Here is a 6,801-nt window from a genome sequence, read left to right on the forward strand (position 1 = left end):
CGGAAGAAAGTCGAGATGCTTTTTGCACGTCTGAAGCGGATTCTCGGCCTGAACCGTCTCCGATTGCGCGGCCCATTCGGCGCACACGATGAATTCCACCTCGCCGCTGCCGCCCAGAACCTCAGGAAGCTCGCAAAGCTCCTGCCCACACCAACAGTAGCCCGACCCGCGTGATCGAGAGACGGGCGCGCAAATGACGAGCCCATGTCATCGCGGCTCACACGCCGAGGTTTTCAACAGAATAAGCGGAGAGCAGTCGTTCGAAATGCGCAGGTGCCGTTGAGCGCCCCTCAGGTCAAGGCAAGCAAGTTCGGGATGCCGACTGGCGGCACGGCTTGGAAGGGCATGAGGTAAAGCCGCTGCGCCAGACCGCCCCGGATGCGCGCGATCTGCGCCACTTCGACTGCGATACGCCTTTGCAGCAACGCATTGGTCGTGCCGGTCCGAGACATCACCCGATTGACCACCCATGCCCAAGGCTCGATCCTCGCCCGTCGCAGATCGTCTTGCAGGCTTGCGGCCTCGGAGACGGGTATCGTCTCTGGCAGCGCAACAAGGACGACCCGCGTGTATTCTGCGTCTTGCAGCCGCATCAGCGGGGTGACGATGCGGCCCTGACCCGCGCCCATGTCCTGGGTCATCTGGCGGTGGTAGGCTCCGGTGGCGTCCAGCAAAAGCAGGGTGTGGCCCGTAGGTGCGGTGTCCACAACGACGAACGCACTGCGGGCTTCGGCGACGATGCGCGAGAAGGCGTGGAATACCGCGACCTCTTCGGTGCAGGGCGAGGCGAGGTCTTCGCGCATCAGCGCGCGGTCGGCCTGGTCCAGATCGCGGCCCTTGGTCGCCATGATCTTCTCGACATAACGGGCGGTTTCTGCGACGGGATCAATGCGGTCGACCGTCAGGCCGTCAAGGCTGCCATCGACCACAAGCGAGACATGGGCGGCGGGGTCGGTCGTCGTCAGATGCACCTCATGCCCCCGCTTGACGAGGCCCAACGCGATTGCCGCCGCGACAGTTGTTTTGCCGACACCGCCCTTGCCCATGACCATGATCAGCCCACGTCCTGCTTTCGACAGATCATCGACCATTGCGGCAAGGTCAGGCGCATCGGTCGTGTCCGGCAGGAATGTCACGGCGGCGGCGGCGGGTTCCTCGCGGAACAAGGCACGCAGCGCGGGCAATCCCACCATGTCGAAGGACCGCAAGGGCACCTCCATCCTCGGCAGTGATGCAAGGTTCGGCGGCAAACTGGCCAAAATTGCGGCATGATCACGGGCTAAACCCTCGGCTACCGGATCTCCCTGCCCATTCGCATCGAACACACCGTTGACGACAAGGCTCTGATTGCCAAGGCCAAGCTGGCGCAATTCGTCCGATGTCCGCGCCGCCTCGCGGACCGCCCCGCGGTCGGCGCGCGTCACCAGAACGATTGAGGTGCTTTTGGGATCGGCCAAGGTGGCCAGCGCCGCACGGAACCGCTCTTCCTGCATCTTCAACCCGGAATGCGGGCCAAGACAGGACGCGCCGCGGTCATTGCCTTGCAGGAAGCCTGTCCATGCACGGGGAAGACTGAGCAGGCGCAGCGTGTGCCCCGTCGGCGCGGTGTCAAAAATGATGTGGTCGAACTCCGGCGCATCTCCCGCCAGCAACCCCACGAATTCGTCGAACGCCGCGATCTCGATCGTGCAGGCACCGGAAAGCTGCTCGCGCACTGTGGCCTTTTCCGCATCGTCCGCATCAAGACCAAGCTGTCCGATCACCCGCGCACGATATTCTTCGGCTGCCTTGTCAGGATCGATGTTCATGGCGAACAGGTTCGCCGCATCTGAAATGGCCGTTGGCCTGTCGGAGAGCTGCGCCCCTAACATCTCGTCGAGGTTTGAGGCCGGATCGGTGCTGACCAGAAGCACTCGCTTGCCTTGCTCGGCCAATGCAAGCGCAACAGCGCAGCTCAGCGAAGTCTTTCCCACCCCACCCTTGCCCGTGAAAAACAGGAAGCGGGTGGGACTTTTGAGAAAAAATGCAGGGGTCATCAGAAATTCCTCAAATAGACTAGCGTGATCGTGACGTTTCACCGCGCGTCTTGCGATGACATGGGTCAAACGCGCCCTGCATTTCGGCACCCGCTTCACGCACCTCAAATAACACCCTTGCAGAAAGGTTCAGAACGGCGACTTTGGGCCGTAATCGGTCCCATCGCAGCGTTGGAGGTGAAAATATATGGCCTTTTGTTCGAAAAAGCCGAATCCTATCGAAAAGCATAAACTGCAGCCACTAGATTGCAATGTGGTATATTATTTGTGGATTAATTTTTTAGCAGTTATAATAGTTATTTAGTGGTGTAGCTATAAAGAATATCAATCCGCCACTTGCCCCCGCGAAAGCGTTCTCCTCATCCGGCTCCGGCCGAATTTTGCGCTGTTTTTGGGGGTTATGTGGGTGGGGCTGTTAACCGGTGCCTGCGCCAACAGGCCCGAACGTGGTCTTGTATCGACCCAGCGGAATCTGCACAGGTTAAGCCGCTAAAGCGAATGCCTTAGCTGGGGTTTTCATGTCCAGCGCCTGATGGGGGCGGTGGTTGTCGAAGCTGATCCAGTCGCCGATGGCGTGTGTCGCATGCTGGATGCTGTCGAAACGCTGTCGGTGGATGCACTGTTCCTTCAGTGTTCGGATGACGCGTTCAACCATGCCGTTCTGCTGGGGGCAGTGCGGTGTGATGAACTCCTGCTTCAGCCCATAGCTGCGGACAAGCGCCGTGTATCGCCGACTGGTGAAGACGAGGCCATTGTCGGACCTCAGAAGGAACTCGCGACTCACCCTGCCCAAGGTACCGAACCGGCTGATCAGCGCATGCTCCAGTGCGCTGGCAGCAGTCGTGGACTTGCCGGATCACGACAGATGCCAGCCCAGAAGCTCGCGGGTATGACAGTCAATCATCAGGGCCAGCGTGGCCCAGTCGCCGCGCCCGGGCCAGACGCGACACATATCCGTCGACCAGCGCTCGTTCGGGGCTGTCGCGACAGATGCGCATCGGGTTGCAAAAGATGATGCCGGGCGTGACGGACTTGTATTTTGGCACCATCTTTCCCGGTTGTTCCTTCGCCGGAGCCAGTCCTTCGCGCGTGGCCCCCAGCACTGGGTGGTCCGCTCAGGACGCACCGATGCCGTGCTTGACCTCGTCGAGAACGTCGCCAAGCTGGTAAGGCTTTGTTGGGGTGTTGCGGATGGTGTCCATGACGATTGCGCCCCCCAAGGCTGTAGATTTCGCGCAGCTGGGTCCGCGCCGCTTGGCGGGCTTGTCGGCCCAAAATCAAACCTATGCGCGTCGCGCGCAGGGGCTTGAAGCGCGTCGGCTGGTCCCGCGATTCCGTGCTTTGAAACCATTTTTCTGATAGGCTGTCGCCATCGGCATCGCTTCCGAATCGTGACTATTCAATTAGGGAAGGAATTTTTATGGCACTCGTGACCGCCTATACGGCTTTCGATATGATCAACCCGCCGATCCGGGATTGGTCTTTGCAAGGTTTACCAACTAACACAGAAATAAACATTGTCGATGGGCTGAATACCGGGGTGTATCGTGGAGATTTCACCTATGGCGGCTTCGGCTCGGTGTCGGGCGAGTTGCACAGCTTTGAGACCAGTTTCAATGGCGCGCTTCAGAATAAGATTTCGGGTTTGACTCTGGATGCCAGCCAAGTTTTAGCGTTAATTCAAAGCGGTCATGCGGAAGATCTTTATACCCTTGCATTGGGCGGCGCAGATACGCTGGTGGGTTCAGCCTTTAACGATGTGCTGGCTGGTTTTGACGGCAACGACAGTTTACGCGGCAATGGCGGGGTGGATTATTTATACGGAGATGCTGGCAATGATACCCTTGTCGGCGGTTTGGGCGCGGACCATCTTTTTGGCGGTGTCGGCAATGATGTCTATATCTTAGGTGCTGGGGATGTAATTGTGGAGGCCGGCGGTGGCGGCAATGATACCGTGCAATCCGCGATTTCCTATGCTTTAGCGGCTAATCTTGAAACCTTGGTGCTGACCGGTACGGCCGCAATTAATGGCACGGGCAACACGCTTTCCAATCGCATCACTGGAAACTCCGCCGCAAATGTACTTTCCGGGGGACTTGGCGATGATACGATCGGCGCAGGGGCGGGGGCGGATACCCTGATCGGCGGCGCGGGGCGGGATTTTCTCTATGGTGGCATGGATGCGGCGGGCGATGATTTTGTGTTTACCGCCCGCACGCAAAGCGCGGTGGGGGCCAATCGCGACATCATCTACAATTTTACCACGGGTGCAGATGATATAGATTTGATTGGAATTGATGCCAATGCCAGCTCTGGCGTGACGAATGAGGCGTTCTCCTTTAACGGAACCACAGCCCATGCCAATGCGGTATGGTATACGGTGGTGGGGGCGAACAGCATTGTAAAAGCCGATGTGACGGGTGACACGGTGGCAGATTTTGAAATTATGGTGATTGGCGTGACCAGTTTGAGTGCAACAGGTTTCCTGCTTTGATCCAAGCCAATAAAATCATAGGTGGCTAGACACTGATACGATAGTCTGTCTCCCAAGCTAACACTTGGGGGGCAGCAAAATTCTTTGAGTATTTCCTATTGAATACGTGCATATTATAATGCAGATATCATGAAAATTATTTTCAACCAGTCAGCCAGAAATCATAAAATCTCATTTGTTGCGGTTTCTATCAACACCGCTATTGGCACGCTGCCTTGGCGTAAAACGATTAAAGATGTTCTCTCGCCTCTGCCACTGATATTCTGCGGTATCAGTATAGGGTTGCGCGGCGTGAGGTCGAAATCTGCGGGACAGGCTGCGTCAATCCTATTGCACAGCAACAAACGCAAAGCGCCCGGTGCGGGACACTTCGCCATTGAAATCATGTAATAATTTAGGAAACTGGTGGGCGATCTTGGAATCGAACCAAGCATGAGTCGCCTCGGCGGAGTTACAGTCCGGGGATGCGCAGTCTTGACATCTGTAAGCTATTGAAAAAGATATATTAATTTTTTTCGTGTGAAGCGATATGTGCAGCATTTTGTGTAGCAGTTTTGCCTTGCAGTGGGGTCAAACCTATGAGATTCTGTTCGTGTAGTGTTCTTATGAGTTCCACATGGGTATCATGTCTAGCCTCGCCCGCATTGTCGGGCGGGGCGCTTCTGAAACGAAGTCAATTCGTCTGACCGACCCCGAGGCTTTCCCGCTGTTCGGGGTTCTGCCGTCTGCCTCGGGCGTGTCTGTCACCGCTGCAAGCGCCATGCGCGTTCCTGCTGTTCGCAGGGCCGTGTCACTGATCGCTGAATCTGTCGCCACCTTGCCGTTCAAAGCCTACACCGAAGGCAAAGAGCCTGCGAAGGATCACCCGGCCTATGGTCTGGTGCATGATTGGGCAAACGACTGGACCAGCGCCGAAGAACTGCGCGAACAACTGACCAGTGACGCCTTGCTGACCGGCAACGGCTTTGCGCAGGTGAGCCGCAACGGTGAAGGCAAGCCGGTGGAATTGCACCGGATGGACCCCGGCGCGGTCAGTATCGAATATGACGACTACGGCGAACCGTCCTACCGGGTTCAGCTTACGAACGGCGGCAACGCGGTTCTGGCGCACCATGACGTGCTGCATATCCAAGGTTTGCGCGGCGTGTCGCCTATCGTGTTGGCGCGTGATGCCATCGGGCTGGCGCTTGCTGCCGAGGCCCATCTTGCCGGATTCTTCAAAAACGGTGGCCGACCCTCGGGCGTGATCTTGCACCCGAACAAGTTGGAAGCCGACACCATGAAGAAACTGGCGGCAAGTTGGTTTCAATCGCATGGCGGTGAACAATCCGGCTCTACGGCAATCCTTGATGAAGGCATGACCTTCAAAGAGATCGCGGTGAAACTTGCCGATGCTGAATTTTCCGAGGTGCGCCGCGAACAGGTGCGCGAGATCGCCCGCGCGTTCAACGTCCCGCCAGCCCTGCTTTATGAGTTGTCGCGCGGAACGTGGTCAAACTTTGAACAATCGCACCGCGACTTTCTGACTGGCACCCTGCGGCCTTGGATTGCCCGCTGGCAAGCGGCTTACACCCGCGTTCTGTTGGCACCAGAGGAACGCAGCGCCTTCTACATCGAAGCCACGCCGGATGATCTGCTGTCGGTGGAGTTTGCAGCCCGCGCCACCGCTTACAGTCAATACCGCGCAATGGGTGCGATGACCGCCAATGAAGTGCGCGCCGGTCTGAACCTGCCCGCAATTGAATAGCCCCGAGTTTCCTAGACACCTTGCAGCTTCAGTTTTTGCTGCTGCTCGAATGCGATCGGCGACAGCATTCCGTTCCTAACGTGTTTGCGCTGCGGGTTGTAGAAGAACTCGATGTAGTCGAACACATCCTGGCGGGCTTCTTTGCGGGTTTTATACTTTCTTCGGCGGATGCGTTCGCGTTTGAGCAGGTTGAAGAAGCTTTCGGCGACGGCGTTGTCCCAGCAGTTGCCACGTCGGCTCATGCTTTGCGTCAGATTGTGCTGTTCGAGGAACTCCTGCCACTCATAGCTGGTGAACTGTGAGCCTTGGTCGGAATGCACTTGGACTTTGGTCTTCGGTTTGCGGCGCCAGACGGCCATCAGAAGGGCTTGCAACGGCAGATCCGTATAGGTCCGACCCTGCATGGACCACCCAACAACACGCCTAGAAAATAGATCGATGACAACTGCGAGATAAACGAAGCCCTCGTGGGTGCGGATGTAGGTGATATCTGTGATCCAGAACTGGTCCGGAGCGTCGACATC

The 6,801-nt window shown here is 57.3% G+C and carries 7 protein-coding genes; 4 read left to right on the forward strand and 3 right to left on the reverse strand.

Going from position 1 to position 6,801, the window contains the following annotated elements; all coding sequences use genetic code 11:
* Positions 1-174, forward strand: a 174-nt coding sequence (locus tag AKV04_RS25740) for a transposase (RefSeq protein ID WP_202905656.1), incomplete at its 5' end; no start/stop codon positions are given.
* A gap of 116 nt (positions 175-290) precedes the next feature.
* Here the strand turns inward: AKV04_RS25740 and arsA are convergent.
* Together arsA and AKV04_RS27605 are read right to left on the reverse strand one after the other, a co-directional pair.
* The gene (gene arsA, locus AKV04_RS18230) at positions 291-2,036 is read right to left on the reverse strand and encodes an arsenical pump-driving ATPase (protein WP_054007843.1); all 1,746 of its coding nucleotides are present in this window, start codon (positions 2,034-2,036) and stop codon (positions 291-293) included.
* Positions 2,037-2,517: 481 nt separating this feature from the next.
* Complete coding sequence (locus AKV04_RS27605; RefSeq protein ID WP_268871808.1) at positions 2,518-2,820, reverse strand: integrase core domain-containing protein; 303 nt, start codon at positions 2,818-2,820, stop codon at positions 2,518-2,520.
* 645 nt (positions 2,821-3,465) lie between these two features.
* Here AKV04_RS27605 and AKV04_RS18240 point away from each other — a divergent pair.
* The 3 genes from AKV04_RS18240 to AKV04_RS18250 all read left to right on the forward strand — a co-directional run bounded on the left by AKV04_RS18240 (position 3,466) and on the right by AKV04_RS18250 (position 6,277).
* Entirely contained in the window at positions 3,466-4,530 is a 1,065-nt protein-coding gene (locus AKV04_RS18240; protein ID WP_162232909.1) for a calcium-binding protein, read from the forward strand.
* A 129-nt stretch (positions 4,531-4,659) separates the two neighbouring features.
* Positions 4,660-4,920 carry a hypothetical protein gene (locus AKV04_RS18245; RefSeq protein WP_054007845.1) on the forward strand — a complete coding sequence of 87 codons (261 nt, stop codon included), beginning with the start codon at positions 4,660-4,662 and terminating at the stop codon, positions 4,918-4,920.
* A 226-nt stretch (positions 4,921-5,146) separates the two neighbouring features.
* The gene (locus tag AKV04_RS18250; protein ID WP_054007846.1) at positions 5,147-6,277 is read left to right on the forward strand and encodes a phage portal protein; all 1,131 of its coding nucleotides are present in this window, start codon (positions 5,147-5,149) and stop codon (positions 6,275-6,277) included.
* 11 nt (positions 6,278-6,288) lie between these two features.
* Here the strand turns inward: AKV04_RS18250 and AKV04_RS18255 are convergent.
* Positions 6,289-6,801 (reverse strand): IS3 family transposase (locus AKV04_RS18255; RefSeq protein WP_054006305.1); only part of this gene is annotated, 513 nt, incomplete at its 5' end.

The organism is Cypionkella psychrotolerans, from assembly GCF_001294535.1.
GTDB lineage: Bacteria > Pseudomonadota > Alphaproteobacteria > Rhodobacterales > Rhodobacteraceae > Cypionkella > Cypionkella psychrotolerans.

Excerpts from the sequence above, each read along its gene's own strand:
- arsA (WP_054007843.1), bottom strand. The coding sequence starts at position 2,036 with ATGACCCCTGCATTTTTTCTCAAAAGTCCCACCCGCTTCCTGTTTTTC.
- AKV04_RS18245 (WP_054007845.1), top strand. The coding sequence starts at position 4,660 with ATGAAAATTATTTTCAACCAGTCAGCCAGAAATCATAAAATCTCATTT.
- AKV04_RS18250 (WP_054007846.1), top strand. The coding sequence starts at position 5,147 with ATGGGTATCATGTCTAGCCTCGCCCGCATTGTCGGGCGGGGCGCTTCT.